The 25,537-nt window shown below is 66.1% G+C and carries 27 protein-coding genes and 1 tRNA gene; all 28 read left to right on the top strand.

Annotation, left to right across the window (positions count from 1 at the left end; all coding sequences use genetic code 11):
* Positions 1-52 precede the first annotated feature (52 nt).
* The 28 genes from PMO31116_RS07265 to PMO31116_RS07130 all read left to right on the top strand — a co-directional run bounded on the left by PMO31116_RS07265 (position 53) and on the right by PMO31116_RS07130 (position 25,511).
* Positions 53-128 (top strand) — tRNA-Phe (locus PMO31116_RS07265).
* A 248-nt stretch (positions 129-376) separates the two neighbouring features.
* Complete coding sequence (gene queC, locus PMO31116_RS07260) at positions 377-1,114, top strand: 7-cyano-7-deazaguanine synthase QueC (RefSeq protein ID WP_150566131.1); 738 nt, start codon at positions 377-379, stop codon at positions 1,112-1,114.
* Between the two features lie 22 nt (positions 1,115-1,136).
* On the top strand, positions 1,137-1,772 hold the full coding sequence (gene queE / locus PMO31116_RS07255; protein ID WP_150566130.1) for a 7-carboxy-7-deazaguanine synthase: 636 nt from the start codon (positions 1,137-1,139) through the stop codon (positions 1,770-1,772).
* Between the two features lie 12 nt (positions 1,773-1,784).
* Positions 1,785-2,225 (top strand): 6-carboxytetrahydropterin synthase QueD, encoded by a 441-nt coding sequence (gene queD / locus PMO31116_RS07250; protein ID WP_412177685.1) that lies wholly within the window; start codon positions 1,785-1,787, stop codon positions 2,223-2,225.
* Between the two features lie 309 nt (positions 2,226-2,534).
* Complete coding sequence (locus PMO31116_RS07245) at positions 2,535-2,957, top strand: DsrE family protein (RefSeq protein ID WP_023872760.1); 423 nt, start codon at positions 2,535-2,537, stop codon at positions 2,955-2,957.
* Between the two features lie 215 nt (positions 2,958-3,172).
* Positions 3,173-3,895 carry a tetratricopeptide repeat protein gene (locus tag PMO31116_RS07240; protein ID WP_150566129.1) on the top strand — a complete coding sequence of 241 codons (723 nt, stop codon included), beginning with the start codon at positions 3,173-3,175 and terminating at the stop codon, positions 3,893-3,895.
* Between the two features lie 173 nt (positions 3,896-4,068).
* Entirely contained in the window at positions 4,069-5,283 is a 1,215-nt protein-coding gene (locus tag PMO31116_RS07235) for a PrgH/EprH family type III secretion apparatus protein (RefSeq protein WP_174970958.1), read from the top strand.
* Positions 5,284-5,368: 85 nt separating this feature from the next.
* A complete protein-coding gene (gene sctF, locus PMO31116_RS07230) occupies positions 5,369-5,638 on the top strand; it encodes a type III secretion system needle filament subunit SctF (RefSeq protein ID WP_150566127.1) in 270 nt (89 codons plus the stop codon).
* A 32-nt stretch (positions 5,639-5,670) separates the two neighbouring features.
* Positions 5,671-5,991 (top strand): type III secretion system inner rod subunit SctI, encoded by a 321-nt coding sequence (sctI, locus tag PMO31116_RS24265; RefSeq protein ID WP_174970953.1) that lies wholly within the window; start codon positions 5,671-5,673, stop codon positions 5,989-5,991.
* Positions 5,991-6,812: an EscJ/YscJ/HrcJ family type III secretion inner membrane ring protein gene (locus tag PMO31116_RS07220; RefSeq protein ID WP_174970950.1), complete on the top strand. Its 822-nt coding sequence runs from the start codon at positions 5,991-5,993 to the stop codon at positions 6,810-6,812. The genes sctI and PMO31116_RS07220 overlap by 1 nt, the downstream gene beginning before the upstream one ends.
* Before the next feature lie 2 nt (positions 6,813-6,814).
* Positions 6,815-7,426, top strand: a complete 612-nt coding sequence (locus PMO31116_RS07215; protein WP_174970947.1) for a type III secretion apparatus protein OrgA/MxiK — start codon at positions 6,815-6,817, stop codon at positions 7,424-7,426.
* Positions 7,383-8,165, top strand: a complete 783-nt coding sequence (locus PMO31116_RS07210; RefSeq protein ID WP_150566124.1) for a hypothetical protein — start codon at positions 7,383-7,385, stop codon at positions 8,163-8,165. Before PMO31116_RS07215 ends, PMO31116_RS07210 begins: the two co-directional genes overlap by 44 nt.
* Positions 8,146-8,475, top strand: a complete 330-nt coding sequence (locus tag PMO31116_RS07205; protein ID WP_150566123.1) for a hypothetical protein — start codon at positions 8,146-8,148, stop codon at positions 8,473-8,475. The genes PMO31116_RS07210 and PMO31116_RS07205 overlap by 20 nt, the downstream gene beginning before the upstream one ends.
* Positions 8,476-8,549: 74 nt before the next feature.
* On the top strand, positions 8,550-9,326 hold the full coding sequence (locus PMO31116_RS07200) for a helix-turn-helix domain-containing protein (RefSeq protein WP_174970944.1): 777 nt from the start codon (positions 8,550-8,552) through the stop codon (positions 9,324-9,326).
* Complete coding sequence (gene sctC / locus PMO31116_RS07195) at positions 9,323-11,359, top strand: type III secretion system outer membrane ring subunit SctC (RefSeq protein WP_150566121.1); 2,037 nt, start codon at positions 9,323-9,325, stop codon at positions 11,357-11,359. Before PMO31116_RS07200 ends, sctC begins: the two co-directional genes overlap by 4 nt.
* Positions 11,346-12,488 (top strand): type III secretion system gatekeeper subunit SctW, encoded by a 1,143-nt coding sequence (gene sctW, locus PMO31116_RS07190; protein ID WP_174970941.1) that lies wholly within the window; start codon positions 11,346-11,348, stop codon positions 12,486-12,488. Before sctC ends, sctW begins: the two co-directional genes overlap by 14 nt.
* A 1-nt stretch (position 12,489) precedes the next feature.
* Positions 12,490-14,577 (top strand): EscV/YscV/HrcV family type III secretion system export apparatus protein, encoded by a 2,088-nt coding sequence (locus PMO31116_RS07185; protein WP_150566119.1) that lies wholly within the window; start codon positions 12,490-12,492, stop codon positions 14,575-14,577.
* A 28-nt stretch (positions 14,578-14,605) separates the two neighbouring features.
* A complete protein-coding gene (locus PMO31116_RS07180) occupies positions 14,606-15,967 on the top strand; it encodes a FliI/YscN family ATPase (RefSeq protein ID WP_150566118.1) in 1,362 nt (453 codons plus the stop codon).
* The gene (locus PMO31116_RS07175; RefSeq protein ID WP_150566117.1) at positions 15,951-16,412 is read left to right on the top strand and encodes a hypothetical protein; all 462 of its coding nucleotides are present in this window, start codon (positions 15,951-15,953) and stop codon (positions 16,410-16,412) included. The genes PMO31116_RS07180 and PMO31116_RS07175 overlap by 17 nt, the downstream gene beginning before the upstream one ends.
* Positions 16,394-17,455, top strand: a complete 1,062-nt coding sequence (locus PMO31116_RS07170; protein WP_150566116.1) for a SpaN/EivJ family type III secretion system needle length determinant — start codon at positions 16,394-16,396, stop codon at positions 17,453-17,455. The genes PMO31116_RS07175 and PMO31116_RS07170 overlap by 19 nt, the downstream gene beginning before the upstream one ends.
* A complete protein-coding gene (locus PMO31116_RS07165; RefSeq protein WP_150566115.1) occupies positions 17,449-18,372 on the top strand; it encodes a YscQ/HrcQ family type III secretion apparatus protein in 924 nt (307 codons plus the stop codon). The genes PMO31116_RS07170 and PMO31116_RS07165 overlap by 7 nt, the downstream gene beginning before the upstream one ends.
* Positions 18,362-19,006, top strand: a complete 645-nt coding sequence (locus PMO31116_RS07160; protein WP_150566114.1) for an EscR/YscR/HrcR family type III secretion system export apparatus protein — start codon at positions 18,362-18,364, stop codon at positions 19,004-19,006. The genes PMO31116_RS07165 and PMO31116_RS07160 overlap by 11 nt, the downstream gene beginning before the upstream one ends.
* 12 nt (positions 19,007-19,018) lie before the next feature.
* Positions 19,019-19,282 (top strand): EscS/YscS/HrcS family type III secretion system export apparatus protein, encoded by a 264-nt coding sequence (locus tag PMO31116_RS07155; protein ID WP_150566113.1) that lies wholly within the window; start codon positions 19,019-19,021, stop codon positions 19,280-19,282.
* A gap of 1 nt (position 19,283) precedes the next feature.
* Positions 19,284-20,081: a type III secretion system export apparatus subunit SctT gene (sctT, locus tag PMO31116_RS07150; protein ID WP_150566112.1), complete on the top strand. Its 798-nt coding sequence runs from the start codon at positions 19,284-19,286 to the stop codon at positions 20,079-20,081.
* A gap of 1 nt (position 20,082) precedes the next feature.
* Positions 20,083-21,297: an EscU/YscU/HrcU family type III secretion system export apparatus switch protein gene (locus PMO31116_RS07145; RefSeq protein WP_150566111.1), complete on the top strand. Its 1,215-nt coding sequence runs from the start codon at positions 20,083-20,085 to the stop codon at positions 21,295-21,297.
* A gap of 185 nt (positions 21,298-21,482) precedes the next feature.
* Positions 21,483-22,715 (top strand): type III secretion system translocator chaperone SicA, encoded by a 1,233-nt coding sequence (gene sicA, locus PMO31116_RS24260; RefSeq protein ID WP_281350116.1) that lies wholly within the window; start codon positions 21,483-21,485, stop codon positions 22,713-22,715.
* On the top strand, positions 22,712-24,433 hold the full coding sequence (gene sctE, locus PMO31116_RS07135) for a type III secretion system translocon subunit SseC family protein (protein ID WP_150566110.1): 1,722 nt from the start codon (positions 22,712-22,714) through the stop codon (positions 24,431-24,433). The genes sicA and sctE overlap by 4 nt, the downstream gene beginning before the upstream one ends.
* Before the next feature lie 16 nt (positions 24,434-24,449).
* On the top strand, positions 24,450-25,511 hold the full coding sequence (locus PMO31116_RS07130; RefSeq protein ID WP_150566109.1) for an IpaC/SipC family type III secretion system effector: 1,062 nt from the start codon (positions 24,450-24,452) through the stop codon (positions 25,509-25,511).
* Positions 25,512-25,537: the final 26 nt, after the last annotated feature.

The raw sequence follows: 25,537 nt of genomic DNA, 5'->3' as shown, positions 1-25,537 counted from the left end.
CGAGATAGGGCTTGCGCAAAGCGGATTCAGTCTCTATAATCGCTTTTCTCTTGGCCCGGTAGCTCAGTTGGTAGAGCAGCGGATTGAAAATCCGCGTGTCGTTGGTTCGATTCCGACCCAGGCCACCAAATTCGAAGGGCTTGCGCATATCGCAAGCCCTTTTTGCGTTTGAACGAAAACGCGGCCCGATGATGGGTATAACGCTCCGGCGATAGCGACGCGGGGCAACGCGGTTCAAAATCGCGTGACATATCCCGCACGCGGGGTGTCCCGGACGGTCCGATGGGTACGCTGCCCATCCAGCCGGCCGCCGGCCGCCGCAAGCGCGTGCTCCGGCCCCCGTCGCTCCGACGGCGAGGGCGAAATTGCTAAGCGCATGATCATGACGACAAGCACCGACTCCGCTCTGGTCCTGTTCTCCGGTGGACAGGATTCGACCACCTGCCTGGCATGGGCATTGTCGCGCTATGAGCGCGTGGAGACGCTGGGCTTCGATTACGGCCAGCGTCACAGCGTCGAACTGGAATGCCGTACCGACGTGCTGGCGAAGCTGCGTCAGCGGTTTCCGGCGTGGTCGCCGCGTCTGGGCGACGATCACATGATCGACCTGTCGATCCTGGGCCAGATCAGCGAGACGTCGCTCACCCGCGAGACCACGATCGCGATGGCGGCCGACAATCTGCCGAATACTTTCGTGCCGGGCCGGAACCTGCTGTTCATGACGATCGGTGCGACCATCGCGTATCGGCGCGGCCTGCGCGTGCTGGTGGGCGGCATGTGCGAGACGGATTTCTCGGGGTACCCCGACTGCCGCGACGACACGATGAAGGCGCTGCAGGTCGCGCTGAACCTGGGCATGGACCGGCGTTTCATCGTCGAGACGCCGCTGATGTGGATCGACAAGGCCGACACCTGGCAAATGGCGCAGGACCTGGGTGGCCAGGCGCTCGTCGAGACCGTGCGCGAAGATACGCACACCTGTTACCTGGGCGAGCGCAGCGTGCTGCATCCGTGGGGCTACGGCTGCGGAGAATGTCCGGCGTGCCAGTTGCGGCAGCGCGGCTACGAACAATGGCGCGCCCGAGGTCACGATCAGGACCGGGGCGCGGCCTGACCCTTCGGAAATCGAGAGAATCATGACGTACGCGGTAAAGGAAATCTTCTACACCTTGCAGGGCGAGGGCGCGAATGCCGGTCGCCCGGCGGTGTTCTGCCGGTTTGCAGGGTGCAATCTGTGGACCGGTCGGGAAGAGGACCGTGCCGAGGCGGTTTGCCAGTTCTGCGACACCGACTTCGTCGGCACCGACGGCGAAAACGGCGGCAAGTACCGCACGCCGGCCGATCTCGTCGCGCAGATCGTGGCCCTGTGGCCGCAAGGCGACCGAGCCCACCGCTTCGTGGTGTGTACCGGTGGCGAACCGCTGCTGCAACTCGACGCGCCGCTCATCGACGCGTTGCATGCCGAAGGCTTTCGCATCGCGGTGGAGACCAACGGTACGCAGGCGATTCCGGAGGGTATCGACTGGGTGTGCGTTAGCCCGAAGGCCGACGCCGAAATGGTCGTCACGCGCGGCGACGAATTGAAGGTCGTGGTGCCGCAGGATCGCCAGCGCCTGGCCGACTACGAAGCCCTCGACTTCGCCCATTTCTATCTCCAGCCGATGGATGGGCCGCTGCGCGACACCAATACGAAGCTGGCGATCGACTACTGCAAGTCGCATCCGCGCTGGTCGCTGTCGATGCAGACGCACAAATATCTGAATATTCCCTGAGCCGTTGCCGTGATTACGATTACCCGGAAACTTGAATTCGATGCGGGCCACCGCATTCCCGATCACCGAAGCCAGTGCCGCAACCTGCACGGGCATCGCTACGTGCTCGAGATCACGCTCGCGGGCGAAGTGAGCCGCGAGAGCGGAGCATCCGACAACGGCATGGTGATGGACTTCGCCGACGTGAAGGCGCTTGCCAACGAGCACCTCGTGTCGGTGTGGGATCACGCGTTCCTCGTGTACGAGGGCGATACCGCCGTGCGCGCCTTTCTCGAGACCATGCCTGACCACAAGACTGTCGTGTTCGATCGCGTGCCGACCGTCGAAAATCTCGCGGCCGCGGCGTTCGAGACCCTGAGCGGCGTGTTCGACGCGCACTACGGTCGCGATTTGCGTCTGGTGCGGCTGCGTCTTTACGAAACGCCGAATTGCTGGTCGGAGGTCACGGCCTGAGCCGGGCGCCGAAAGGGCAATCCACCGGGATGCGAAGGTGCCTTCGGCACTGCGGATCCGTGCCGCGATGCCACGAAAGTTCGTCACCTGCGTCAGGGGGTGACCAAGCGTGAAAACCCGCCACCCGTGTGGCGGGTTTTTTCATTTCGGGCGCATGCGCGGGGCGCGTTTCGCGAAGCGACGGCGTCGTCGCCCGGCGCAGCCCCGACGCGTGCGCGCGGGCGCCGTCGCCCGGGCCCCGATCCCCCGTTGTCCGTCAACGCGCTATGATGCGGCTGGCACAACGCAACCAAAAAGGGGACACCTCACATGAAGACGCTGCTTCGCGGCCTGCTCACCGCCTTTCTGTTCACTGTATTTGCCGTACCCGCCACGTCGGCACTGGCGCGCGACAAGGTCGTGTACCACATCAACGATGCCGAACATCAGGCGCTTGCCGGCCTGCGCAACATCCGCAATCAACTCGACACCGCGCCCGACACCGACGTTGTGCTCGTGGCGCACGCGCAGGGGGTCGATTTCCTGATGGAGAATTACAAGGACGCCGCGACAGTGGGTCCGCTCATTTCCGCGCTGCATGCCCGCGGTGTGAAATTCGAGGTGTGCGAGATCACCATGAAGCAGCGTAACCTGAAGAAGGAGCAGTTCGTGCTCGACGCGGACTTCACGCCGTCGGGGGTGGTCGAGCTCACGCGTTTGCAGCAGAAGGGCTACGCGTACATCAAGCCGTAAATCCGCCCCGGTCGGGGCGATGACGATCGCGATCCAACGCCATCGGCGCGCGGCGAGTCAGCGACCGCGATCGATGCGCATGAGCCCCGGCCCCGCGCCGGGGCTTTTGCCGGGTGGTGCACCGCCTGCCCGTCCGCCGGGGCGTCGCCGGAGGTTTCCGGCAAGCGTTGCCCGTTTGGCGCACAATAGTCGAACGCTCGCCCCGGAGGTTCGCCATGTCGACGTCTTACGCTGCGCGCCGGCTGCTCGCCGGCTTTGTCGCGACGCTGATCAGCGCCGCGTGTGCCCCGATTCCCTATGCGGTCGCCGCGGCGCAGGCGCCGGCGCAGTCGCTGACCGAACAGGCGGTGCACCACTACGAGGCCGGGCAGCAAACGCAGGCGCTCGACGAGTTTCATCGGGCGGCGGAGCAGGGCAACCGGCTTGCCCAATTCGACTACGCGATGATGCTGCTCAACGGCGAGGGCGGCGCACCCGATCCCGACGGTGCCGTGCGCTGGCTCGAGCGTGCGGCCAATGCCGGAATGACGCAGGCGCAATACGTCTACGGCAAAATGTTCGACGACGGCTACATCGTGGGCAAATCGATACCGCAGGCCAACCGCTGGTACGAAAAGGCCGCGAAGCAGGGCCACGTTCAGGCGCAGGCGGCCATCGCCAACGAGTACTTCATCGGACGCGGCGTTCCCAAGGATTACAAGACCGCGTTCGGTTGGTACGAAAAAGCTGCGCAGGGTGGCGATCTGCCTTCGCAGTACATCGTGGCGAGTTACTACGAGCGCGGCTATGGCGTCGTGACGCCGGACCTCGACCAGGCGCGGGCGTGGTACGAGAAAGCGGCGGCGCAAGGTGACGTCGCGGCGAAAGGCAAGCTCGACGCGATGAAACGCGATCGCGAAGCCCGCGCTACCCTGGCGGCGCCCCCTAACGGGAAATAGCGTAGCCCTATCTGAAAATCTTGATCGCGCCTTTAAGAGTTGCGAAGAATCCCATCATGAATCGCTGATGCCGCATCGGTATTCTCATCCTCAACGAATTCATTGTTGAGGAGCGCGAACGCCGTATGCCGCCCGGGCCGCCAGCCCGCAGGCGCCCGCTTGCTCGCGAAGACATGATGGAATCAGACACCCGACCCGCATCGATCGACGGCAGTCCGGCCCGAGCCGTGCTGCGTCTGCTCACCGGTCCGATGCGTGGCTGCGAATTCTCGTTGCCCGGCGGCGTCACGCTGTTCGTCGTTGGCCCGAGCGATCCCGCCTTCGATCGCGGCTGGCAGACCGAGATGCCGCCGAATGCGATCTACGTGCCGATGGACGGCGACGGCGGCGACAACTTCGAAGTGCTCGTGGACGATGCCGGGCGCGAGGGGTTGTTCCTGCGCGTGCTGGGCGAGGGTGCCGGTACGGAAGTGGCGATCGACGCCACGCAGGTCGCCCGGGTGGGCGACGTGCATGTCGGTGTGAAGCGCGTGGACGATACCTGGTCCGACGAGGTGCTGCGCAGCCTGTGCAACGACGCACGGGCCGACGACACGACGCGCCCGGCCGCGCGTCTACGTCGCCGCTGGCTGCGGGCGATCGGGGCGATGGCGCTGATCGTGCTCGCCACGGGCGGCGCTTACTTCTACTGGCAGAGCGCGCCGCAGCGTCAGGCGCAAGGCGTCTCGGACTATCTGGAAACGCTCGGCGGGCGTGCCGTGGTGGTGCCGGGCAACGATCGCCAGATGTACGTCATTGCCCAGAACCGCGCGGAACGCAACGCACTCACGCGCGCGCTCGGACAGGCGGTGATCCATCGCGAGCGGCTGGTGGTTGTCGCCCTCGACGAAGAGAATGCACGCATCACGCAGTGGATCGATGCGTCGCGGACCAACGTGCCCTACTTCAAGCTGTCGCTCGACGATCCCACGACACCGGAACTCTGGATCAACCGACAGAAGTTCCGCCTCTCCGAGAGCGAGACGGCCAAATTCCGTCAGGCGTTGCTTGAGAAGATTCCCTACGCGCGACGTGTGAATCTGACATTGCACGACGAGACCGACGCGAGCAGCGAAGCCGAAGACGCGCTCAAGCGACAGATGGTGCCGTTCCTGCGCACCGACACACCCGATGGCGTGACCTTCCACATCAGCACCGAACTCGATGACGTGCAACTGCGCCGGCTCTACGGGTTCATGCAGGCGTTCGAGAAGCGCTGGGGCACGCATCTCGTGCGCTTCAACGTCGACCTTCGCGACGACTGGAGCGCGCAGCAATCCTACGCCTACGGCACGGCCGCGTATGTGAAGGACGGACCGCACCAGTGGCGCTTCATCAATCGTCAGTGAACGCGGTCCCTGGTTATCGCGCGACCGCGTCTCATCCGACTTCATCTGACTTCATTCGAATACATCAAGGAGCAAGGGAATCGTCATGATCGATTACACGAATATCCAGGGCGCGGAAGGCGGCAATCCGGATCGGTACCTCGAGTTGCTGTCGGCCGATTTCGACAAAAAGGTCAGCGACCTTCAGAAGCGTCTCAAGGAGGCGATGGATGCCCTCAAGGACGATGCGAGCAATGCCGAGACCCTGGCGCGCTATCAGGCCGCGTTGGGCGACTACACCACCATGCGCAGCGCGCAGTCGGCCGCGGTCAAGTCGATGAAAGACATCGCGCAGGGAACCATCTCCAAGTTCTGACGCAGTTCGCACGACCCGCACGCAAGGAGTTCATGATGTTGCCGAGCATTGTTTCGCTGCCGCCGCAATCCCTGCCGTCCATGCCGACCGACGCCACGTCGGCCGTGCTCGCCGCCGAGCCGGGCGCTAATGTATCGCTCGAGTCGCGCTTCCTCGACGCCGTGGCCCGGCTGTCGGCGGACTTCGAGGGCGAACGGCAGGGCATTGCCGACGCCGTGCGTGGCACCGACGCGTCCGATCCTGCGGCGATGATCCGTCTGCAAACCCAGATCTCCGACTACAGTCTCCAGGTCGCCATGGTGAGTACGCTGGCGCGCAAGAGCGTTGGCGCCGTGGAGGCGCTGCTTCGGTGATGTCGCGCTACGTTCTCGCCCTGTGTCTCGTGATGCTGCTCGGCGCATGCCGCAAGTCGGAGACGCTGCTCACCTCGCTCGATCAGCAGCAGGCCAACGAAGTGGCCGCCGTCCTGCTGCGCCACAGCATTGCCGCAGACAAGATCGACGGGGGGAAGGCGGGATACTCGATCACGGTCGCGCCGACGGACTTTCCGGCGGCGGTCGACTGGCTCAAAACCTACGACCTGCCGTCGCGCCCGCGCATGGAAATCGCGCAGATGTTCCCGCCCGATTCCCTGGTGGCCTCGCCGCGTGCCGAGCGCGCGCGGCTATATTCCGCCATCGAGCAGCGCCTGGAACAGTCGCTGCGCCTGATGTCCGGCGTGCTTGCCGCGCGCGTTCACGTGAGTTACGACGTCGATGGGCTGACGGTCGAGCCGACGCCCCCGACGCCGCACATCTCCGCCGTGGTGGTGCATCAGGGCGACATCGACGGCAGCGCACTGATCAACGACGTGAAGCGCTTTCTCAAGAACAGTCTCGACGACGTGCGCTACGAGAACATCTCCGTCGTGCTCTCGAAGCAGCCGAGCACGCTCGCCGCCGCGATCCCGCCCCCGCCGGACGCGCGCGACACCGGCCCGTCACCGTGGACGCTGGCGATCGCCGCGGCACTGGTCATGGGGATCGCGCTCGCCGCGTTGAGTGCACTGCGTGCGCGCCGATGGCAGCGCGGCGCAATGGCAGCACAAATGCCGCATATGCCGAACATGCCGGGCGCGCAGGAAACATCGCCGGGTGTCTCGACTTCGGGCACACCGGGCGCCCGGGAGGTTTGAGCATGGCGATTCAACCGACCCCCGGACTGCACGAGTCGCAGAGTGCCATCGCGGTGAGCTGGCGCACGATGATGTTCGATCCGGCCTCGTACATTCACGCCGCGCACTTTGTCTATCCGGCGCGGTTCATCTCGCCGAGACAACGCGCCGTCATCAACGAAATGCTGATCGCCGGTTTCCGTCTCGACGTGCACTGGCCGTTCGACCACGTCGGCATGGCCGAGCGGCCCTGGGTGCTCAACTGGCGGCGGCTCCCGCAAGTGGCTTACCTGATGGGCTGCCAGGCGCGCAAGGCGAGCCTGTGCCGTCGTGCGGCCTTGTTGAGGCTGCCCGCCTGGGCCTATGCGTTCACGCAATTGCCCGTGCTCGACGCCGTGCCTTCGACCCACTCGCGACCGCCCTCGGACGGCGATCTGCTGGCCGACGGCTTCGTGCGGCTCATGGCGCTGGCGGCCTCCTTGCGGGAGCCGCTTCGCCAGCGCCTGCCGCTGCTGTTTCCCCGCATCGAATCGTGCGCCGGCGACTTGCCGGATGGCCTCGACGTGCGTCTGTTCGTGACGGCTTTGCAATATGCCAAGAATCATCCCCATTCCCCCCCTGACAGCGGTCGTTGACGGCGTTGTCGTCCGACGCGCAGAACTGGCGCGTGGCGAACGGTTCGCTCGCGTCGACGACGATATTCGCCACTGGGCGCGACGTCGTGTCGTCGAAATGCAGGCCGGGCTCGAGACGCAGCGGCGCGACGCCATGCGACTGGGCTATCGCGACGGTGTGGCGGCGGCGCTCGGGGACGTGGTGGCGCATCTGCTGCGAACCGAGCAGGCGCAACGTCGCTGGCGCGGCGATCTGCTGGCACAGGTGCGTGAACTGCTGGCGGCCACGTCGCGGCACGCCGACACGATGCTCGCGGTGCTCGACGAGGTGCTCGACGGACTTCCCGAGGCCGGCGCCGACGCCGCGCCGGACGCGCCGCTCACGCTGGTGCTGCCCCTGCGGCTCAAGGTTCGCGCGGCAGCCATTCGAGAACGGGTCCAGGCCGTCTGCCAGGCGCCACTCAAGATCGAATACCGCACCGCGGGCGAGCGGATCTCCGTCCATCGGGCGGGGGCGGTCATCGAGTACGACCCGGACGACTTCGTGGCGCATGCCGAGGTGGCGCTCGCCTTCGATGCGCACCCGGCGCGCGACGACCTGCATGCGCTGCTCGCGCCGGCGCTGGCGTCGTTGCACGAGCGCGTGAGCGAGTTGACGCGCGACACGGAAGCAACCGACACGGCACGCACGACGGCAGCCCTGCCGGTCATCCCTGACACATCACTGGAGCGCTACACCGATGAATTTGAACGCGATTGAGGGCGCGGGCGGCGCCTTGCCACTGTCAGCCGACGACGACACCCGCCTGGCGCTCGCGCAACGCATTCGCGAAGCGAGCGGTCTCGGAGGCACCGCGTCAGCGACGGACGTGCCAGGCGCGCATCCGGTCGACGGCAACGGCACGACGACGGACGCCGACACCGCGCCGTGCGCGCCGCCCGACGGGGGAGAAGGCGTACCGGGTGAGGTCGACGTCAACGCGTTTTTTTTGAACATGTTCCGACAGAAGATGTGGACGGACTGGTTCGACGAGGGCAACGAGCGCTTTGAGGAGATCGGCGCTGTCTGACGGAGCGCGTTGCGCCGTCGGGACCCCGAGGAACCCTCGAGATTCGATGGGAAGTGAGGTGGGCGATGAGAAGTATGAAGATCATGGAAGCGGCGCAGGAGTTGTGCGCCAATCATCCCTGTGCGCTGGCGTGTGACGGCGTGTGGTTCGTGTGTCCCCAGTCGTCGACGCGCAGCCTGTTGCTCGAGCTGCAACCGGTGGGTGCAGCACCCGCCACCCGCGTTGAGCTTTCGCCGGGCTACCGCGGTCTGGTGCTGTTCGGGCGCGGCCATCTGCTGGTCAGAGGCGGCACGCTGCACTATCACCGCATGCACTTCGACGTGCTCGTCAAACTGCTCGCCTTCATGGACGAGGCACGAGCGGCGGGGCCGCACGAGGCGCACCGCCGCCCGGCCGTACCGGCGCTGCACCGGGTGCCGGTGGCGGGCCTGTGGAGCGATCGTCGTCAGTGCGAGCTCTGGTTCCTGAGTCAGCTCGCATCGCCGGGCGACGGCTTCAGCACCATGCTCGACGTGCTGCGCCGCTGCGAGTCGTACGACCTGATCCGGTTCTTGCTCTCGCGCGCGCCGACCGGCGGCACGCTGCGCCATATGTGCACAAAGTACGGCGTGTCGTATTCGCACTTCCGGCGCCTTTGCCGGGGTGCGCTCGGCGAGTCAGCGAAGATCGCATTACGCGATTGGCGCATGGCGCGCTCGATGCTCGAAGTGGCCCAGGGCAACGACAGTTACACGGAAATCGCCTTGCGCAACGGGTACGCCTCGTCGTCGCATTTCTCGACCGAAATCAAGGAGCTGATCGGCATGTCGCCGACCAGTGCCGCTGGTGCATTGCGAACGTTGGCCCGATGAGGAAAGCGCATCATCTCGCCTGCGTGCTTCTGGTCGCGGGTGTCTCGAACGTTGCCGTCGCATCCTGGGCCATGGCATTGTCGGATGCCGGCTCGCTGGAGGCGGCATCCGCGGTGCCGGCACCGGTGCCGCAGCCACCGTCGCAGCCTTCTCAGACGTTACAGACGACACAGTCGCCACCGATGCCACAGACGTCCCGGGCGCCGACGACCGACGTCCCGTCGACCCGTGTCGAGGCATCGGCACCACCACGCGCGGCCGCGTCCGTCCCGGACACCGGGCGTGCGCGGGGCGGTTACGTGGCGCGCAACGACAACCTGCGTGTCTTCTTCGATGCACTGTCGCCGTACCTGGGCCGCGCCGTGATCGTGAGCAAGCTCGCGGCGAAGAAGCAGGTCTCGGGCGACTTCGACATGACGAACGCACGGGCGCAGCTCGATTCGATTGCCACGAAGCTGGGTCTGATCTGGTATCACGACGGTCAATCGATCTACGTCTACGACGCCTCGGAAATTCGCAACGCGACAGTGTCGCTGGCTCACACGGGCGTGTCCGATCTCGTTTCGTATTTGCGCACGACCGGTCTGTACGACCGTCGTTATCCGATTCGTGGCGACGCCCGCAGCCGTGTCTTCTACGTGTCTGGTCCGCCCGTCTTCGTCGATCTCGTGATCGCCGCGGCGCGCTCGATCGATCGCCGCGTGAGCGACGGGCCGGTCTCCGGCCCGGACCAGATCGGCGTGGTGCGCATGGACAACGCGTTCGTGTCGGATCGCACGTACCAGCTTCGCGACGAAACGATCGTGATTCCCGGGATGGCTTCCGTGGTCACCGAACTGGTGAAGTCGTCGACGGGCGGTGGCGGAGTGTCGGGCACGGCGCCGACAACGGCATTGCCGCCACTGTCGTCGGCGTCCGCATCTGGCGAGGCTCGCGTCGGGGGGCTGCCACCCCCATTGCCGCCGCAGCTGCCGCTATCGCCGAATGCCGACGGCTCGCCGGTCGGTGCGGTCGACGCCGCCGCCGAGCGACGTGCGCCGTCCGCGGGCTCTCTCATCGTGAAGGCGTACCCGGCGGGCAACAGTCTGCTCGTGCGCGGCACCGCGGAGCAGGTCGAGCGAGTCGAGCGGTTGGTCTCGCGGCTCGACCGGCCGCGCCGCCATATCGAACTCTCGCTATGGATCATCGACGTACGCAAGGAGGCACTCGATTCGCTGGGCGTCGACTGGTCCGGCGGCGTGAACATCGGCTCGGGCATGGGGCTCGTGCTCAATGCCACGACGCCGCTCAGCACGCTCGACGGGATGCGTTTTCTCGCCAGAATCCAGGCGATGGCGTCGAACGGACAGGCAACCGTCGTGTCGCGTCCGGTGATCCTCACGCAGGAAAACATTCCGGCCGTATTCGATGGCAGCCAGACCTTCTACGTGCCGCTCGAAGGCGAGCGCACCACGGATCTGCGCAGCGTGACCTACGGCACCATGATCAGCGTGTGGCCACGCTTTGCCGGTCAGGGCGAGATCGAAATGACGCTCAATATCGAGGACGGCACCAGCACCCCGCACCGCGAGGGCGACGGCGAGAGCAAGTACACCGTGCTGCCGACCGTATCGCGCACGCGCATCAGCACCATCGCGCGCGTGCCGCAGGGCAAGAGTCTGCTCATCGGCGGGTACACGCGCGACAGCGGCGACACGGTCGAGAAGAAGGTGCCGTTGCTCGGCGACATTCCGTTGCTCGGGCGCGCGTTTCGCTACACGAGCCAGGCGCGAAACAACGATGTGCGCGTATTCCTGATCCAGCCGCGCGAGATTGCCGGCCCCATGGAGCGCGACGCAAGCGACATCGTGGCCGACACGATGACGACACTGCCCGGCACCTCGAGCGGCGTTGGGCGAGACGTGCGCGAGGCGACCGGACTCCTGCCGCCGCAGCCGCCGTCGAACGCCGTGCCGGTCTCCCCCGTCGTGCCGCCCGTGGCGCGCGACGATCCCTCCACTCACGACACGGGAGTCGACCGTGACAAGTCTTGATGCCATTCGGCACTCGCCATCGTTTTCCGAAGCGCCGACCAAATCGCAGGGCGGCAGGTTCCGCGCGGCCAAAGCGGCCGAAGATGACGACGGGCCGTTGCGCCTGCTTGCGGGCGGGCCCGTCTCGGACATCATTCGAGCGGCCTGCTCGGCGGATGAGGGCACTGCTGCCGGGGCCCAGTTCGGCGCGCGTTCCTCGTTGCGGCGCCACGAAGGCCAGCCGGTCGACGACAGCTACGCGTACCTGCTCGATGAGGACGCCCCGCAGAAGATTCGCGCGATTCTCGCGACGACGTGGGTGTCGCCCGAGGCGCTGACACGTCTGCTCTACGACGCGTTTGCCGACATCAGCGACCGCTGGCTCGCGCTTCAGGTGCTTGCGTCCGAACGCGACACGCTCGATGCGAATCGGCAGGCGGCGCTCGACGTGGTGCTTGCCCAGGCGCAGGATGTCCCGGCCGATGCGGTTCGCGAGCGCAAGGCGGGGATTCACTGCGCCATCAAGGCGCGGCTGACGAGCGTCGAGATGCGGCTCGAATACACGCCGGCCATGTTGCGTGCGACCTATCGCAACTTCCTGAGCAGTAACGCGCCCGATATCGAGGTCTACCAGAGCTGGATCGCGGGCTTCGGCCACGAGCGTCGGGCGACGGTCCTCCAGTTCGTGGAGGGCGCGCTTGTCGACGACATGCAGTCCGCCGACCCGAGCTGCACGCCGACCGAATTTCTGACGCCGCTCGAGCGCCTGGGTATCTTGCGGCGTCTGCGGTCCTGCGAGCGAACGTTCGTCGCGCAGGTGAGCCAGAGCCCCCATGCCGCGCCGTTCAACTCGCGCGAGGAAGACTGGCTGCATTTTTTGCTCGCGGTTCTGACCGATCCGGCGACGCTCGACGAATCCATGCGGGCAGTGACCGGCAAGGCCGGACTGTTGCAGGACAACGGCGCGCATGGCCGACTGATCGGCCTGCTCCATCGGGCGTGCGGCGAGTTGCCGGGTGAGCCGTTGCAAACGCCGCAGGCGCGCAATGCGCTGCTCGACGGCCTGCGCCTGTTGGCGGGATCGGCTTACCGTGACGAGCGCAGCGACGGTGCGTTCGATCCGGTGTCGCGTCATCGTCGGAGCGCCTGAGATGCCGGCGGCGTTGCTCAATGACATTCGCGGGCGTCCCGAGATCGTCATCCTGATTCTGATGTCATGCGTGATCGCGATGCTCGTGATTCCGCTGCCGACTTATCTGGTCGACTTCCTCATCGGGATCAACATCGCACTTTCGGTCCTGCTATTCCTCGGCGCGTTTCACATCGAGAAGATACTCAACTTCTCGTCGTTTCCGTCGATGCTGCTCATCACCACGCTGTTTCGACTGGCACTGTCGATCAGCACCACGCGGCTGATCCTCATCGACGCGGATGCCGGCAAGATCATCGACTCGTTCGGCCAGTTCGTCATCGGCGACAGCCTGGCGGTCGGGTTCGTGGTGTTCGCGATCGTCACGATCGTGCAGTTCATCGTGATCGCCAAGGGCTCGGAGCGCGTGGCCGAAGTCGCGGCGCGCTTCTCGCTCGACGGCATGCCGGGAAAGCAGATGAGCATCGACGCCGACGTGAAGGCCGGCACGCTCGACAACGATGGCGCGCGTGAGCGCCGCAGCGTGCTCGAGCGAGAGAGTCAGCTTTACGGTTCGTTCGATGGCGCGATGAAGTTCGTCAAGGGCGACGCGATTGCGGGCATCGTCATCATCTTCGTCAATCTGGTCGGCGGCATCATCGTTGGCATGACGCAACGCGGCATGGAGCTGAGCGGCGCGCTCGCCACTTATACGTCGCTGACCATCGGCGACGGACTGGTGGCACAAATTCCCGCGCTGCTGATCTCGGTGGCGGCGGGCTTCGTCGTCACACGCGTGAACGGCGAGGCCAACAACATGGGCCGTACCATCATCAGCCAGTTGATGGGCAACCGCTTCGTGCTCGGCGCGACCGCGCTGCTCACGCTGATCATCGGCACTCTGCCGGGGTTTCCGCTGACGACGTTCGCGCTGCTCGCCGGCCTGCTGGCGCTGGCGTGCTACTTCGCGAAGCCGGAGGCGCTCGCCAAGGGCAAGCGCGCCAGGGCGGCCGACAGTTCCGGCACGACAGCCGGGCGGGCGGACGCCAGCCGGGGCGCGGCGCCGGGGACCCAAGCGCACAGCGCGCTCATGTCCATCGACGATCTCGACAGCGTGGCGCCTTCGACGGCGCCACTGGCAGTGGTGCTGCCCGAGGCGCAACTGAGTGCCTTCGAGAGCGCGGCATTCCCGCAGCGTGTGCGCAGCCAGTTCTTCAACGATTTCGGCGTGCACCTGCCGGAGATTCTGTTGCAGGGGTCGGCTGCGCTCGAAGGCACGCGCGCGTCGGTCTATATCAACGAGGTGCGTGCCGACGAGTTCGTCGTGTTCTACGACCGGGTGCGCGTCGACGCCTTCACCGGCGAGATCGCTGCCCTGGATCTCGACCCGCTTTTCTCCGGCGCGGAGCGTGGACGCTGCGCCTGGGTCACGCCCGAACAGGGGGAAACGCTGCGGGCCATGCACCACGTCGTGCACACGCCGGCGGACGAGCTCTACCAATGTCTGGCCGTGCTGTTCACGCGCCACGTCAACGAATTCTTCGGCATTCAGGAAACGAAGAAACTGCTCGACCTGGTCGAGGGCCACTACCCCGATCTGGTCAAGGAAGTGCTGCGTCATGTGGCTTTGCAACGCGTGTCGGAAATCCTGCAGCGACTCGTGATGGAGCGCATCTCGGTGCGCAACATGAAACTTGTGATGGAGGTGCTGGCGATGTGGGCGCCGCGGGAAAAGGATGTGCTCAATCTCGTCGAGCACGTGCGTGGCGCGCTCGGGCGTTACATCTGCAACAAGTTTCTGCGCAACGGGGAACTGCGCGTGGTGATGCTCTCGGCGGACGTCGAGGAGAGCGTGCGCCGATCGATTCGCCAGACCGCGGGTGGCGCGTTCGTGAACATGGATCCGAAGGATGCGGAAGCGCTGCTCGACCGCGTGGCGCTCGCACTCGATGCTTCCGGGCGCGCGCACAAGGAGGTCGTACTGCTTGCCTCCGTCGACGTGCGGCGCTTTGTCAAGAAGCTGGCCGAAACCCGCTTCCGGGATCTGGAAGTGCTGTCGTTCGGCGAACTGGTCGACGGCGTCTCCGTTAACGTCATCAGCACGATATGAGCGTACGACCGTGAGATCGAATGTCTCCATGAACGCCATCGGGAAACCTGCCGGTACGCGCCCTGCCCGGATCCCGCTCGTCAAGCGCCTGTCGCTCGTCTCGCGGATTGCCGGGCACACGGCGGAAGCCCGTCTGCCGGGCGTGAGTATCGGCGAGATCTGCGAGATCCGCCATACGTGGCGCGAGGCGCAGGTGGTCGGGCAGGCGCAGGTCATCGCCGTGCACGACGATCGCGCCATCCTCAGCCTGTTCGCGGCCACGCAGGGGCTGTCGTGCGACTCCGCGCTGGTGCCGACCGGACGCCAGGCCACGTGCTGCCCGCATGAGGCCTGGCGCGGCGCCGTGCTCGATGCCGGGGGCCGTATCGTCGACCGGATCGACGGCGCCGATCTTACCGAACGACGCATCGGTCGCGGGTGCGAAGCGCCGCGCGCGGGTGTCGCCGAGCGCGCTCTGCTGGCCCCGGCGCTGTCCTACGATGCGCGGGTGGGGGTGGACGTCGCGCTACGCACCGGCCTGCGCGCCATCGACGCGTTGCTGCCGTGCGGCGTTGGCCAGCGCGTGGGCATCTTCGCGCCGGCGGGCTGCGGCAAGACATCGTTCATGAATGCACTGATGTCGGGGGTGGATGTCGACACGACGGTGGTGGCGCTGATCGGCGAGCGCGGCCGCGAAGTGGTGGAAATCGTCGACGCATTGCGGACATCGCCGGGCGCCGAGCGTTGCGTGGTGATTTTCGCCACGTCCGACGCACCGGCGGTCACGCGTCGCAATGCGGCGCTGCTGGCCACGACCGTGGCCGAATTCTTCCGGGATCAGGGGCACCGTGTCGCCTTGTTCGTCGACTCCCTTACGCGCTATGTGCGCGCCTGTCGCGACCTCGCGCTGGCCACGGGAGAAATGCCGATGCGCGCCGGCGTGCCGGCGTCGGTCTACTCGAGCCTGCCGCAGTTGCTGGAGCGCGCGGGCGCCGCGACGTGCGGCAGCATCACGGCCTTCTACACGGTGCTGGTCGAAGACGAGGACACGACAGATCCGATAGCCGAGGAGATTCGCTCGATCGTCGACGGACATATCCATCTGAGCGCGCAGCTGGCCAATCGCAATCACTACCCGGCCATCGACGTGCTGCGCAGCGTGAGCCGTGTGGCCACGCGCGTGGCGTCGCCCGAGCATCTGAGGCTCGCGGGGGCGATGCGTACCTGTCTGGCCCGCCTGGAAGCCCTGCAAACGCTCGTCGACCTGGGCGAGTACCGCCCGGGAGCGAACGTTCAGGACGATCGGGCGATGGACGCAAAGCCGCAGATCGAAGCCTTTCTGCGGCAGAGCAACGGGCAGTGGACACCGATCGACGACACCCTGGAGCGGCTGCGTGAAATCGTGGGCTGACGCGCGGCGCATGGGGCGCGGCGCTTTGCAGATGAAGCAGTTGCAGGAGCGGGATCTGCAAGACATTGCCGCGCGCGACGCCAAGCTGTCGGCCAGGTACGACGCACTTGCCGCGCAGCGCGACGCCGTGGCGGCGCTGATCGAATCGTCCCGACTCTCGCATGTCGAGGCCGAGTTGACCGAGCTGCGCGGCGAGATGCGCGCCGTGGCGCTGCTGCGGGGGCAGGTGCGTGAGCTGGAAGTGCGGCTGACCGCGCTCGACGAGTCGCGTGAGCAACTGGCCACGGATCGCGAACTCGCGGAGATGGAGTGGCGCCGCTGGTGGCGCAAGGAAACGAAGTATTCACGCATGGCGGAATCGATGCGCCGAGACGCGCGCAAGCGAGCCGAGCGGGTCGAAGCCGGAGAACTGGAGGATCGCCAATCATGGAAAGCTTGGGACTGAAAGGCCCTGTCGGGGCGGCGGGGGCGGCGTCGGCGGCGGAATCCGTCGAGGGGGCGGGGAGGGACCGCTCCGTGGCCGATCGTTTCGAGGACGCGCTACGCAAGCGCGAGGCGGCCAAACGCAAGCCGGACCCGCAGCCAAGCGGTGTCCCGACGTGGCTCCCGTGGCTCGTGGCGTACGAGCCGAATCTGTCGCTCGACGCCGATGCGCGGCGCGCGGCACTCGCTGCCGACGTCGCCGGGCGCGCTCACTTGGCAGGGTTGCACGACGCCGGGGAGGCGGCGCCACCCCTCGAGCGCGCGGAACGGACGGAACGCATCGACGCGCCGGGCGATGCCGCGGACCGCAGCCGGACAAAGCCCTCGCCGGACGATGCCGCCGCATCGCGCAAAGACGGCGGCGCGGATGTGTCGGACGCTCGCGAATCTAGGCGCCTGCAGACGGTCGCGGCCCAGGACGGGGGAGCGAGTGGACGGCATCACGCGACGGTCGGTGCGGCAGTGCCCGTGGGGGCGATCGCAGGTCATGCCGACGGGCCTGTGTCGATGTCCGGCCGTGGCGGGCGCGACATCGGCGAGCGCCGCAAAGGCGAGTCCGGCCCTGCCGGCGTGGCCGCCCTCGGCGCGTTTCCGGCGCCGGTGTTGCCCTGGCAGGGGTTGCCGCCGCGTGCACCGGCTCCCTTGCGAAGTCCCTTCGTGCGCACGGGATCGAACGTTCGGCATGAGATGTCGCCTCGCACCGGTGCCGCGCGCGGCACCGGCATGCGCTATGCGTTCCAGCAATGGGGCGACGGACATTTCGTGCAGATCAGGGCGGCCGAGATCGACGGGCAACCGGGTTTCGTGCTCGGGGCCTCCGACGCGACGGTGCAGCGCCGTTTGTCCGCGATGTGGTCGGGAGCGTCGTCGGATCCGAGTTCTCGTGTCGCCGCAGGCGGGATCGCGGTGCACGCCATCGAACCGGTCGGCGCCGATCCGCAATCGGAGGGCGAGGGCGGCGAGGGCGGAGAGTGCGGTGAAGGCGGTGAGGACAGCCCATGCTGAGGCTGCGCCGTGTCGACGAAGCCGCGGCGCGCCTGACGGCCGCCGCCGATGCGTGGCGCGCGCGTGGGTGGGCGGCGACGCTGGAACATCTGCCCCGCATGGGCACCTGGATTCAGGTGCAGGACACATTGCATACGTGGCAGGGATGGGTCGAGCCCGGCATGTGGCTCGAAGGCGTGTCGCATGAGCTGGCGTCGCTGTCCTGCAGTGCGGATTCGGAACGACTGGCCGCGCGTCTGTTTGCGGTGAGTTCGAGGCCGTTGCATCTGCCGATGCCGGAACTGCGCTACGACATGCTCGACGTTGCTTCGCCGATCGAGGGCGCTGCCTTGCCCGAGGGGCGACTGCTCAAGGTGCGCGCGGCGGAGTGTCCGGTGTGGCTCACGCGCGTGCCGGCCGTCGAAACGACGCAGTGGCTCGACGCTGGCGAAGTGAGTGTTTTCCTGGATATGGAGATCGGGCGCAGCCGGACCTCCGCCGCGATGTTGCGCTCGACCGGGCGCGGTGACGTGCTGCTCATCCGCCACACGCGGCGGCGAGTCAGTTGCCGCGGGCTGACCATCGGCAGTTTTGTACACGAGGAGGGAAGGGTGATGCTGGATTTTGACGAGCAGGCCGCGCCGGACGCGGGCGACGACCTGGGCGGTTTCGACGCGCGGACACCGATGCCGGCACCGACGCCGCTCGAACACTTGCCGGTCGAACTGGTGTTCGTGCTGCAGCGCGAGCGCATGACGTTCGCCGAACTGCAACAGGTCGGCCGAACGCGCATGCTCGCATTGCCGCCGGGGGCGGAGCAGCGCGTGGAGGTGCGCGTGAACGACACGCTGCTGGCCAGGGGCGAGCTCGTGCAACTCGACGGGCGGCTGGGCGTGGAAATTGGTCAATGGTTCGCGGGGAATGCGCATGTGGAGTGATGTGCCGTCCATCGGCATACTGAGCCTTTTCACGCTGCTGCCGTTTCTCGTGGCGTCGGGCACTTGCTTCGTCAAGTTCTCGATTGTCTTCGTGATGGTGCGCAACGCGCTCGGCCTGCAACAGGTGCCGAGCAACATGACGCTCAACGGCGTCGCCCTGCTCATCTCGCTGTTCGTGATGCTGCCGGTGGCCTCCGCCGTGATGGACGCCTATCAGGCCAACCCGGTGAATTTCGGCGACCCGAACTCGGTGCGCCGCTTTCTCGATGAGGGCCTGTCGCCGTACCGCGACTATCTGGTGAAGTATGCCGATCCGCAGCTCACGCAATTCTTTGCGCGCGAGGAAGTCGGGCGCGATGCAGGCGACATCAGCGCCGGCGCCGCTTCGCCGTCGATCTTCGCGCTGTTGCCTGCCTACGCGCTCACGGAAATCAAGAACGCATTCACCATCGGCTTCTATCTCTATCTGCCGTTCGTGGTGGTCGATCTCGTGGTGTCGAGCGTGCTGCTCTCGCTGGGCATGATGATGATGAGCCCGGTCACCATATCGGTTCCCATCAAGCTCATTCTTTTCGTGGCGATGGACGGCTGGTCGCTGCTCTCGCAGGGGCTGGTCCGCCAGTACCTGCCTTAGGGAGCGCCGCACATGGATAACCTGGTGTTTGCGGGCAATCGTGCGCTATACCTCGTGCTGATCCTCTCGGCCGCACCCGTGGCGGTGGCCACGCTCGTCGGCGTGATCGTCGGCCTGCTGCAAACGGTCACCCAGGTGCAGGAGCAGACCTTGCCGTTCGGACTCAAGCTGCTCGCCGTGTCGGTAAGTCTGTTCGTGCTGGCCGACTGGTACGGCGAGACGTTGGTGAGTTTCGGCGCCATGGTCATGCGACTGGCCATGACGGGGAAGTCCTGAGATGGACGCAAGCCTGGCCCTTGCCCATCATGACGGCATACTCGCCGCGGCCATCGCCTATGCGCGCGTGGCGCCCACGATATTCCTGCTGCCGATCCTGAACGGCAACGTGCTCTCGGGCGTCGTGCGCATTACGGTGTCGATGTGGATGGCCGTGGGCGTATGGCCGTATCCCTATGGTGCGCCTCTCGCATTGACCGGGCCCGTCTGGGTACTGCTGGTTCGCGAGGCGGGCATCGGCTTGTTGCTCGCGGTGGCGCTGGCGTTCCCCTTCTGGGTGTTTCACGCGCTGGGCGCGTATATCGACAACCAGCGCGGGGCCACGCTCAGCAGCGTGATCGATCCGGCCAATGGCGTCGATACGTCGGAATTCGCCGGATTCTGCCAATGGTTCGGTGCGGTGATCTATCTGCACCTGGGGGGCATGTCCTGGCTGCTCGAGGTGCTCGCGCGCAGCTATCGCGTGTGCGAGCCGTTCGGCGGCTGCGTGTTGTCGGCCGCTCGCGTGTACGAACTGCTCGACGGACTCGTCGGGCATGCCATCGCACTCTCGGCGCCCGTGGTCGCGGCGTTGTTCCTCTCGGAGATGGTGCTCGGACTGCTCTCGCGCTTCGCGCCGCAGGTCAACGCCTTCGCCCTGTCGCTCACGATCAAGAGCGCGATCGCCTTCGCCATCGTGCTCATCTACTTCTCGGCGACCCTGCCCGACGCGCTGGTCGCGCGTGTCATGCGTCCCGGCGACGTGGTGCGATGGCTATCGCCGACTTCGCCGGCGCAGCCTGCCGGCATGGAGCGCTAGCATGGGCGAGAAGACCGAGAAGCCAACACCGAAACGTCTGCAGGAAGCGGCGAAGAAAGGGCAGTCGTTCAAGAGCAAGGAACTGACGATGGTGATCCTCGTCTTCGTCGGCCTGCTCTTTACGCTCTCGACGGACCCGTTGCTCTGGCTGATGCAGGAGTACCGCCAGGTCCTCGCCGACGGCCGGTTCGCGGACGCGCAAGCCTACTCGGTACGGCTGTTTCGCCACGGACTCGAGATGATCCTGCCTGTGCTGGTCGTGTGCGCCACCGCCGCCGTGCTCCCGACGCTGCTGCAGACCGGGTTCATCTGGGCGACACAAGCGCTCAAGCTCAATTTCGGGGCCGTCAATCCAATCCAGGGCGCCAGGCGCATCTTCAGCATGCGAACCCTGAAGGACGCCGTCAAGGCCGTGCTTTACCTGCTGAGTTTCGCCGGCATCGCGATCGCGCTCTGGTCAGACGCCAAGGGGCTGCTGTTCGCGCAGTTGCACATGAGTGCGGCGGGCGTGGGGGCCACGTGGGTCGCGTTGTCCGTGAAGCTCGTCTGGATCTCGCTGATGTGTGTGGTTCCCATCGCGGTGCTCGACGCGATGGTCGAGTACTGGCTGTTCATGCGCGATCAGCGCATGGAGCTGCACGAGGTCAAGCGCGAGCGCAAGGACTCGGACGGCAATCCCGAGATCAAGCAGCGCCGGCGCGCGCTGCATACCGAGCTGCTCTCGGAGGCCGTGCGCTCCGACGTTCGCGACTCGCGTCTCATCGTCGCCAACCCGACGCACATCGCCGTGGGCATCTACTTTCGTCCCGACGTGATTTCGCTGCCGTTCATCTCGGTGATGGAGACGAACCAGCGCGCACTCGCGGTACGGCGCTACGCCGAGTCGCAGGGCATTCCGGTGGTGCAGGACGTGGCGCTCGCACGCCGCCTGTACCAGACGCATCACCGTTACACGTTCGTGTCGATCGAGGAGGTCGACGCGATCATGCGACTGCTGCTTTGGCTCGAAGACGTGGAGCGGGCCGGCATGCAGGAAGCGTGGGTGAACTCGGAGCCGACGGGGACCTCGCTCGGGGCACCGCAGGCGCACGACGAGGGCGCCGACGGACATCGCGACGTGGACGACGTCCGTGAGGCCGCGCGGCACGGTCCGGGCCCCCTCTTGGAATCGCAGGACGAAGTCGCGGAATCGAAAGCAATTGAACCGCCGCGATAGAACGCTTTTTGGAAGTCGTGCAGATGGCGGATTGTTTTAATGAAGCCATCGGGATGCCGGCAATTGCTATGCGCGGCAGTGGCGGCAGTGGCGGCAGTGGCGGCAGTGGCGGCAGTGCAGTGACCCACATTTACGTAATCCCGGGAGGACTGATGGTACGGCAGGACAGACGTCAATTCATCCGCATGCTTGATACCAGCATGCCTGCGGACACCATCGAGTCAGCATCGACGCCAACGGCGTCGGAATGTCTGCGCACGCTGGCCCGACAGGCCTTTATCCGGATGGTGCATACCGCGCGCGATGGGCGCGGCCGTGTCGACCTGCCGTCGGAGCGTGACCTGTTTCCCCGCAGCGTGGTGCGGCTCGAGGCGACGACGATCCGTCGCCGCGCCGAACGTGTCGCGTTGCGCGACGCCGCCCGCAGCGCGCTGGAGCGAAATGCGCAAGCGAGAGAGGCATTCGCACGAAGCCAGTTGCGCGCCATTCAGACGGACACGATGCTGGCCGAGGTTCAAACGGTACTCGACATTTTGTCGCCCGGCGATCCGCAGTATGCCCGGGCCGACAGGCAGCGCCATTCGGCCATCGAGGAAGCGCGCGGCGCGGCGGCGCTGGCCGACGCCCGCTATCGGGCGGTGCGCGACAGCGGGGTCGAGTCGTGGGTGCGCTGCCTGTCGCGCATGCCCGACGCGCCGCCCACGCCTCTGGTCGCGCGCCACGGCGACGGGGTCCCGGGCAAGGGGCCTGGCCGACGCCGCTTCAGCATTTCCCATCCCCCATTGATGTCTGCCAACAGGCTGGCAGGTCGAAGACTGACCCGATATCGGGTATCGGAAGGAGGTAGAACGATGACACACGCGGCAACGCAGTTGGAAACGGAAGACAGTCGCGTTACGAGCGCGATCTGGGAGGCTGTCCTGGCTGGCGCGAGCCTGAAGGATATTCATGGCATTCCGAATGAAACCATGGATGGCCTGTATGCGCACGCCTACGACTTCTACAGCAATGGCCAACTGGCACAGGCGGAAGCGTTCTTTCGCTTTCTTTGCATCTACGATTTTTACAACCCGGAGTACATCGTGGGTCTGGCGGCCGTGTGCCAGCTCAAAGAGGAGTACCAAAAGGCGATCGATCTGTACGCGATGGCGTTCGCCGTCGGCAAGAACGATTACCGTCCGGTCTTTTACGCCGGCCAGTGTCAGATGATGATGCGCAACATGGCGCTGGCCGGCGATTGCTTCGCGCTCGTGTGCGAGAGCAGCTGTGACGCCGACCTGAGGACAAAGGCGAGGGCGTACCTGAACGCGCTGGAGGCGGCGCACGCCGCCCGGCCGGCCGCGGACGATCCGAAGGTGCGCGATCTTGCGACGGCGCCCGAGGGGGCCGGTGTGGCCAGCGACAAGGAGGCGGCGTGACGATCACTTTTTCCCCAGGCCTGCCGCCGGCCTTCCCGACGTTCGACAACGAACTGGACGAGACCGACCGGTCCGACAAGCCGAATCCCGGCGCATCGGACCGTCCCGCATCCCTGCGCAGGCTGGCGTTGGAGGGTATCGCGCGCACGGATGCGAACGACCGGAATCTGTCACTGAACGCCGACACCCCGGAACTCGAGCCACCGCCGAATTCGACGCGTGCCAACCTGACGCTGTTGCTTGGTCGAATGCGCGAAATCATGGGGTCGTCATCGCTGTCCGAGTTGCAGAACCGGCTCGCGCAATGGGAAGCGCAGTCTGGCGCCCAGCAGGCGGAGGCCGATGCGCGCAATGAAGCGTTCAAGGAAGCGCTGGCCGAAGCCCGGAAGGCACTGGAGGCCCTTGAGGCGGCCATGGACGCGTTGGCGCAGGCGCAGGATGCGCTCGATCGTGCGAAGGCGCGTCTGGCGGATGCCAAGGCGCGGCTCGACGGACTCACGCCGGGAACACCCGAGCACGATGCGGCACTTGCGGAGTACGACGGCGCGAAGTCGGACCTGGACGATGCCACGAGTCGTTACCAGAACGCGAAGTCGGCCGCCGATGCGGCTTACGACGTGGCGAAGGACGCGATGAAGCGCAGTGACGACGCTTTCGAGACCTTGCGCAACGACGGCGACCGCCAACCGGGCGACACGGACAAGCAATATCTCGATGACCTGGATGAATTGTTCCGTCTCATGGGCCAGTTCGCCAAGCTCATGGGCGACAGCGCCGTCAAGGGCATCGAGGAGGACATGAAGTTCTTCGACGCCCTTCGCAAGACGCGCGAGAACGACATGCAACGTCAGAACGAGGAGTACCAGAAGAAGGTCAAGAAGGCGGGCTTTCTCGGCAAGCTGTTCGGCGTGATCGGCAAGGTCGTGGGCGCGGTGCTCGCTGTCGTGGGCGTGCTGGGCGCGGTTTTCACCGGGGGCGCCAGCATGGCCATGACCGTCGTCGGTGTGGCTTTGCTGGCCGACTCGGTGATCGGCGCCGCCACCGGCTTTTCGGTCGTCGGCGAAGCCCTCAAGCCGCTCATGAAACACGTCGTCCAGCCGCTGGCGTCGCTCATCGGCGACGGCATTTCGGGGCTGCTGGAGAAGGCGGGCGTGCCCAAGGATACGGCCGAGATGATCGGCGGCATCGCGGGCGCGGTCGTGGCGGCTGTCGTGGTCGTGGCACTGGTCGCGGTCGCTGTCGTCGTCGGCGGCGGTTCGGCGGCCGCCAGGCTCGGAAAGATGCTGGGCGATCTCGCCGGCGACTTGCTCAGGAAGATCGTGCCGGATCTGGTGCGCGAGGCGCTGAAGTCGGGCGTCTCGGCGGTCACGAACCAGCTCGCGGCGCTCGCCGCGAAGATGGGACTCAAGGAAGGCAACGCGAGAATGTTCGCCAACATGCTGGAGAGCATCGTCAAAGTCGGCGAGCTGGGGCTCGGCGCGACGCAGACCGGTGGGCAGACCGCGATCGGCATTCTCGACAAGGAAGCCGCCGACATTCGCGCGGACCTCACGGTGTCCCAGGAGTTGCTGGAGAACGTCAAGGAGTCCGTCAAGCAGGCGGCCGACCGGTTTGCGGGCACCGAAGGTGTCATCACCCGTCTGGTGTCCCAGATGTCGGACGCGGCGAAGGCGAAGTACGACGCGCAGCGCTTCGTGCTCAATCACGTGCGCGCATGAATCCGAGGAGGACATCATGAATATTTTGGAAACCGGTCGCCCTTACGTTCCGAACTGGCTCGATCCGGTGCCGTTGCCCGGGAGCGAGTCGCCGGGACCCCTGACGCCCGGCCCCCTGAAGCTCGACGCCTTCCGTCCCGAAGGGCAGACGACCGATCCGCGCCGCCCGTCGTTGAAGATGCCGCCACCCGACGCGGATCGGGAAAGCGCGGTCGATCTGCTGAACCAACTCAACGATGCGGATGCCGTCGACAGGCCGGGTGGCAAGCGAATGGAGGTCGGAGACGGGCAGGGCGGCGACGGCGGCGAAGGCGATGGCTCCGATGACATTGGCGGCATCGTTTCGAATGCCGCCGTGCTGCTTGGGGAAATCTTCGCCTTTTATCAGAAGACGTTCGACAACTCGATCCAGCTGCGCAATACGATGAGCCGCATGAACGCGCAGGCGGTCCTGGCGTCGGCCGATGCGATCCGGCAGCAGGGCCTGTCCAATATGGTGGGCAACATCACGGGTGCGTCGCTGCAACTGAGCATGGCCGGTGCCGGCGCGTTCAAGAGCATGCAGGGGCTGTCCGGCGAGCGCAATGCGATGAAAGCGCGCGCCACGACACCGGACAGTCCCGCGCCGCAGACGATGAACCCGGCAACGCGGGGGGGGGCGCCGCCGGTCGAAGCGCCATCGACGACGCAGCCACCGCCCGACCGACCCGATGTGCCCACCCCGTCGCCAGATCTCTCGCCAGCGCCTGACGTTACGCCCGCGCCGACGAATTCGCTTGCCGACGAGATGGACAACATCGCGAAGGTGGCGCAGGCCAAGGGCACTGCGCTGACAATGCTGTCCCGCCCAGTCGGCGATATCGCGACGGCTGGCGGCAGCTTTGCCGAACGCCTGGCGATGCAGGAGCAGAAGCTCAACGACGGGGCGTCGACCGTGAACAAGAATTCCGCCGACAGCATGCAGGAGGTGGCGAACCGCGATAACGCGCTGCTCGCCGAGATGCTAAGGGCGATCGACAGTGTCGCGCAGTCCAGGGCCGGCGCCATGTCGAACATCGCAGGCAACATTCGCGCCTGACGCATCCAACGCACCGGCGACACCGA

Origin of the sequence: Pandoraea morbifera, assembly GCF_902459575.1 — a bacterium.
Lineage (GTDB): Bacteria > Pseudomonadota > Gammaproteobacteria > Burkholderiales > Burkholderiaceae > Pandoraea > Pandoraea morbifera.
This window is presented reverse-complemented; position numbering and strand designations above follow the sequence as displayed.

Bases quoted from the DNA above. Each gene is read 5' to 3' on its own strand.
- queC (WP_150566131.1), top strand. From the start codon at position 377: ATGATCATGACGACAAGCACCGACTCCGCTCTGGTCCTGTTCTCCGGT.
- queE (WP_150566130.1), top strand. From the start codon at position 1,137: ATGACGTACGCGGTAAAGGAAATCTTCTACACCTTGCAGGGCGAGGGC.
- PMO31116_RS07245 (WP_023872760.1), top strand. From the start codon at position 2,535: ATGAAGACGCTGCTTCGCGGCCTGCTCACCGCCTTTCTGTTCACTGTA.
- PMO31116_RS07240 (WP_150566129.1), top strand. From the start codon at position 3,173: ATGTCGACGTCTTACGCTGCGCGCCGGCTGCTCGCCGGCTTTGTCGCG.
- PMO31116_RS07235 (WP_174970958.1), top strand. From the start codon at position 4,069: ATGATGGAATCAGACACCCGACCCGCATCGATCGACGGCAGTCCGGCC.
- sctF (WP_150566127.1), top strand. From the start codon at position 5,369: ATGATCGATTACACGAATATCCAGGGCGCGGAAGGCGGCAATCCGGAT.
- sctI (WP_174970953.1), top strand. From the start codon at position 5,671: ATGATGTTGCCGAGCATTGTTTCGCTGCCGCCGCAATCCCTGCCGTCC.
- PMO31116_RS07220 (WP_174970950.1), top strand. From the start codon at position 5,991: ATGTCGCGCTACGTTCTCGCCCTGTGTCTCGTGATGCTGCTCGGCGCA.
- PMO31116_RS07215 (WP_174970947.1), top strand. From the start codon at position 6,815: ATGGCGATTCAACCGACCCCCGGACTGCACGAGTCGCAGAGTGCCATC.
- PMO31116_RS07210 (WP_150566124.1), top strand. From the start codon at position 7,383: ATGCCAAGAATCATCCCCATTCCCCCCCTGACAGCGGTCGTTGACGGC.
- PMO31116_RS07205 (WP_150566123.1), top strand. From the start codon at position 8,146: ATGAATTTGAACGCGATTGAGGGCGCGGGCGGCGCCTTGCCACTGTCA.
- PMO31116_RS07200 (WP_174970944.1), top strand. From the start codon at position 8,550: ATGAAGATCATGGAAGCGGCGCAGGAGTTGTGCGCCAATCATCCCTGT.
- sctC (WP_150566121.1), top strand. From the start codon at position 9,323: ATGAGGAAAGCGCATCATCTCGCCTGCGTGCTTCTGGTCGCGGGTGTC.
- PMO31116_RS07185 (WP_150566119.1), top strand. From the start codon at position 12,490: ATGCCGGCGGCGTTGCTCAATGACATTCGCGGGCGTCCCGAGATCGTC.
- PMO31116_RS07180 (WP_150566118.1), top strand. From the start codon at position 14,606: ATGAACGCCATCGGGAAACCTGCCGGTACGCGCCCTGCCCGGATCCCG.
- PMO31116_RS07170 (WP_150566116.1), top strand. From the start codon at position 16,394: ATGGAAAGCTTGGGACTGAAAGGCCCTGTCGGGGCGGCGGGGGCGGCG.
- PMO31116_RS07165 (WP_150566115.1), top strand. From the start codon at position 17,449: ATGCTGAGGCTGCGCCGTGTCGACGAAGCCGCGGCGCGCCTGACGGCC.
- PMO31116_RS07160 (WP_150566114.1), top strand. From the start codon at position 18,362: ATGTGGAGTGATGTGCCGTCCATCGGCATACTGAGCCTTTTCACGCTG.
- PMO31116_RS07155 (WP_150566113.1), top strand. From the start codon at position 19,019: ATGGATAACCTGGTGTTTGCGGGCAATCGTGCGCTATACCTCGTGCTG.
- sctT (WP_150566112.1), top strand. From the start codon at position 19,284: ATGGACGCAAGCCTGGCCCTTGCCCATCATGACGGCATACTCGCCGCG.
- PMO31116_RS07145 (WP_150566111.1), top strand. From the start codon at position 20,083: ATGGGCGAGAAGACCGAGAAGCCAACACCGAAACGTCTGCAGGAAGCG.
- sicA (WP_281350116.1), top strand. From the start codon at position 21,483: ATGCTTGATACCAGCATGCCTGCGGACACCATCGAGTCAGCATCGACG.
- PMO31116_RS07130 (WP_150566109.1), top strand. From the start codon at position 24,450: ATGAATATTTTGGAAACCGGTCGCCCTTACGTTCCGAACTGGCTCGAT.